The organism is Methylomonas lenta (assembly GCF_001644015.1).
Lineage (GTDB): Bacteria > Pseudomonadota > Gammaproteobacteria > Methylococcales > Methylomonadaceae > Methylomonas > Methylomonas lenta.
In genome coordinates, this window is the sequence record NZ_LUUI01000009.1 from 1 (window position 1) to 3,617 (window position 3,617).

At 49.4% G+C, this 3,617-nt stretch carries 7 protein-coding genes and 1 pseudogene; 6 read left to right on the forward strand and 2 right to left on the reverse strand.

Annotated elements, in window-relative coordinates; translation table 11 throughout:
* The 3 genes from A1359_RS00545 to A1359_RS00560 form a co-directional block, all read left to right on the forward strand.
* The coding region (locus A1359_RS00545; protein ID WP_157200417.1) for an ABC transporter permease at positions 1-472 on the forward strand (472 nt) is incomplete at its 5' end.
* A gap of 646 nt (positions 473-1,118) precedes the next feature.
* The gene (locus A1359_RS00555) at positions 1,119-1,739 is read left to right on the forward strand and encodes a recombinase family protein (protein ID WP_066976423.1); all 621 of its coding nucleotides are present in this window, start codon (positions 1,119-1,121) and stop codon (positions 1,737-1,739) included.
* 3 nt (positions 1,740-1,742) lie between these two features.
* Positions 1,743-1,982 (forward strand): WGR domain-containing protein, encoded by a 240-nt coding sequence (locus A1359_RS00560; RefSeq protein ID WP_066976426.1) that lies wholly within the window; start codon positions 1,743-1,745, stop codon positions 1,980-1,982.
* On the opposite strand, the gene A1359_RS00565 is transcribed toward A1359_RS00560, so the two are convergent.
* Complete coding sequence (locus tag A1359_RS00565) at positions 1,974-2,261, reverse strand: type II toxin-antitoxin system RelE/ParE family toxin (protein ID WP_066976429.1); 288 nt, start codon at positions 2,259-2,261, stop codon at positions 1,974-1,976. The genes A1359_RS00560 and A1359_RS00565 overlap by 9 nt on opposite strands.
* Complete coding sequence (locus A1359_RS00570; RefSeq protein ID WP_066976432.1) at positions 2,261-2,545, reverse strand: type II toxin-antitoxin system ParD family antitoxin; 285 nt, start codon at positions 2,543-2,545, stop codon at positions 2,261-2,263. Before A1359_RS00570 ends, A1359_RS00565 begins: the two co-directional genes overlap by 1 nt.
* A gap of 124 nt (positions 2,546-2,669) precedes the next feature.
* Here A1359_RS00570 and A1359_RS00575 point away from each other — a divergent pair, with 124 nt between their 5' ends.
* From A1359_RS00575 to A1359_RS00585, 3 genes and pseudogenes are all read left to right on the forward strand, one after another.
* Complete coding sequence (locus A1359_RS00575) at positions 2,670-3,008, forward strand: CopG family ribbon-helix-helix protein (protein ID WP_157200418.1); 339 nt, start codon at positions 2,670-2,672, stop codon at positions 3,006-3,008.
* Positions 3,005-3,376 (forward strand): type II toxin-antitoxin system VapC family toxin, encoded by a 372-nt coding sequence (locus A1359_RS00580; RefSeq protein ID WP_066976435.1) that lies wholly within the window; start codon positions 3,005-3,007, stop codon positions 3,374-3,376. Before A1359_RS00575 ends, A1359_RS00580 begins: the two co-directional genes overlap by 4 nt.
* A gap of 60 nt (positions 3,377-3,436) precedes the next feature.
* Positions 3,437-3,617 (forward strand): annotated as a pseudogene (locus A1359_RS00585) (type I-F CRISPR-associated endonuclease Cas1f); the annotation flags it as partial.

Below are 3,617 nucleotides of genomic sequence, written 5' to 3' on the forward strand. Positions count from 1 at the left end.
TGAAATTATGATGGCCAAGATGTGGGCTATGGGTCTGATCGTGGTGGTCGTGGCGACGGCGTCGCTTGTTTTCGTCGTGCAGGGGCTGCTGGAGGTGCCGATTCATGGTTCGCTCGCCCTATTCGTCGCCGGCATGACGCTATACCTGTTCACTACCACCTCGCTAGGTATTTTTCTCGCCACAATGGCACGCTCAATGCCGCAGTTTGGCCTGCTGCTACTCGTAATCCTGCTGCCGCTACAGATGATGTCCGGCGGCATGACGCCGCGCGAGAGTATGCCCGAACTGGTACAGAACATCATGCTGGCGGCGCCGACCACCCATTTCGTCTCGTTGACCCAGGCGATCCTGTATCGTGGCGCCGGCATCAGCATCGTCTGGCCGCAGTTTCTGGCCCTGACCGCGATCGGCAGCGTCTTTTTCGTGCTGGCGCTGACCCGTTTCCGCAAGACCATCAGCTCGATGGCTTGATTAGGTCTTGAGCACGCCATGAAAAACGTGCCCAACAACCTTAACCATCGTAAGTTCTTCAGCTTGAAGATAAGTTGCTGTCACTTTTCAAAGTCGATGTCAGCAGTAATCAGCCTGAGCCCGTGTAGAATCTCGATGAATGCAAATTTAATTGTCATAGTCGATGTCAATAGCATTCAAACCCGATGTCAGCACGTTGCAAATTGTCGAAGTCGACATCAGCACGTCGCAAAAATGGGTAAACCCAGTTGCATGAGTGCGGGCCACTCGGCTGAACAGTAATTTGTAACCAACTGCATGAGTGGGTTGTCGCGAAAATTGAAAGTTATGCGACAATCAGGCAAACCCAGTAAATTCAACGTTTTTTGTGTCGCAAAAATATGGTACGAAAGTACATATTTTCGATACACTTTTGCGACATTCCTTTTTGTAGTTTTAGCTTCATCCCCAAAATGCCCCACTGACATCGACTTTGACAATCTGCTGACACCGACTTAGAAAAGTGACAATGGGGGTTGTAGTTCAATATCAACGGTACGAAACAGACCGGTTTCGGACATCCCCTCTGAGAGATGTACAAAAGTAGGCAAAACGCATTTCGTACATGTGTTATAATTCGTACATCCATTTCGGACGGAATGAGAGTATGTCACGCGTCTTTGCTTACTGTCGAGTGTCGACCACAGATCAAACTACCCAAAATCAAAGCCTGGAAATTCAATCCGCCGGTTTTGCCATTCAACGGCATCGTTTGGTTGAAGAAAGTATCAGCGGTTCAGTTGCGGCTAAAGAACGACCTGGGTTTAATAAATTGATCGAGCGGCTGGAAGCGGGCGATGTGTTGGTGGTGACCAAACTGGATCGGCTCGGTCGAAACGCCATGGATGTAAGGGCCACCGTAGAGCATCTTTCTGATGCTGGCGTGCGCGTTCATTGTCTGGCGTTAGGCGGGGTTGATCTGACCAGTTCTGCCGGCAAGATGACCATGCAGGTCATCGCAGCAGTCGCTGAGTTTGAGCGTGACCTATTGATTGAGCGAACCCAAGCCGGCATTAGTCGCGCGAAGGCGGCGGGCAAACAGTTTGGCCGGCCGCCGACACTCAATGCGGAAACTCGGGCTGAGGTTGTCAAACGATTGGCCGCTGGCATTAACATTTCGGAGTTGGCTCGGGAATTCAAAACCACCCGGCAAACCATTATGCGCATTAGGGATGCGGCGTTGAAATCACTGCAAACTGAAAGGTCGGTCCACTCGTCTGGGGAGTAACCAATGAATCATATTTATCTGGAACGCCACGACACCGACAAAAACCTGCACCGGTTTTACCAAATGTTCGTCACGCCGGGCATTTTCGGCGATTGGTCGTTGGTTCGGGAATGGGGCAGGGTGGGGTCGCCGGGTACGGTTAGGAAAGATTGGTTTTGTTGTGAAGAAGACGCATTAGCGGCAGAAAATAAACTGGTGGCCAATAAAGGTAAAAAAGGCTACCAGCCAAAGCCGTCAAAATAAATTCGGCAAATCCCGTGCACCGTGAATGACTCGGACAATCTGAACACCATTCTGCACGGTGCGATACAGAATAAGGTATTTGCCCACGACGAAATAACGCAATTCGGGCGCAATATCCGGCCGCAAACGGCCCATCAAAGGGTTATCGGCTAAGGTATGAAAGCATTCTTCAATCTCGTCCAGCACTCGATCCGCCGCAGTCAGATTATCCTGAACAATGTAAAGCCATAGTTCGATCAAATCTTCTTCGGCCTGCGCCGTTCGCTGGACGACAGCCATTAATGTTGCTGCTCAGATTCCTGAGACAATAAGCGTTTACGAGCCTCGGCTTTGATGGCGTTCATATCGCCATAACGACCCGGACCACTAGCCAGACCGGCTTGCCACAGATTTCGTAGCTCGGCGAGTTCGTTCTGCTGCAGAGAGCGTTTTAGTTTCCAATCGCGCAAGGCTTCGCGGATCACTTCGCTACTGCTGGCATATTCGCCGCTTTCGACGCATTGGCGAACGGCTGCAGCCATTTCTGGTGTTAGCGCAATACTCAATTTTTCGACATGGGCCATAACAGCACCTCCTTGCTCTATAGTAGTAATAAGTCATACTAATGGCAATTTTAATTAAGTGTTAGTCGGCTAAGTAAACAATGCAGTATGATTACAAATGAACCACGTTACCGGAGCAACCAGCATGGCCACTGAAGCCTTTACCGTTAGAGCAGAAACCGACATCGTGCATCAACTCGATTTTATTGCCGGGGCATTAGATCGATCACGCAATTACCTGGTGAACCAAGCCTTGCGCGAATATCTGAAAACCCATGCCCGGCAGATCGAGAAAATCACTCAAGGCATAGCGGCCGCCGATCTCGGCGAAGTCATTGAGCATGATGAAGTGATGAAAGAAATGGAAGCCATTGCACAACCTGCATCCGGCGATAATTTCTTTAACTGTGCCGGCATCTGGGAAGATAGAGACATCGACCAAACGTCCATTCGCGCAAAAGCCTGGCCGGACCAGCACGGATGATTCTGTGCGACACCAATATCCTGATTGAATTCTATAAAGGCAATCCGACTATCATCCAAACCCTCAGAACCATAGGACCGGCCAATATCGCCGTCAGCGTCATAACCAAAGCCGAACTGTTTTACGGCGCAAGAGATAAACAAGAGTTGACCAAAATAGAACGCCACCTTGAACAGCGCCATTGCTATGGCCTGAATCCGGCCATTTCCAGCTTGTTTATCGACTTGATGCGGCGTTATTCGCTGAGCCATAAAGTATCGATCCCGGACATGCTAATCGCGGCCACCGCGATTAGCCATGATGTTGCGCTGTATACATTGAATACCAAGGATTTCAGATTTATTCCAGACTTGAACTTGTATACTTAACAGGTACCAACCGACTTACCTATTTCCAATCTCTCAGCAAACATCACAGTCCAAAGGATCATGGATCAATTAACCGATTTAAAAGCCATATTACATTCCAAACGGGCCAACATTTATTACCTGGAAAAGTGTCGAGTCATGCAAAAAGATGGCCGCGTACTCTATCTGACAGAATCCAAGGATGAAAACCAGTATTGGAATATCCCCATCGCCAACACCACGGTGATTTTATTGGGCACAG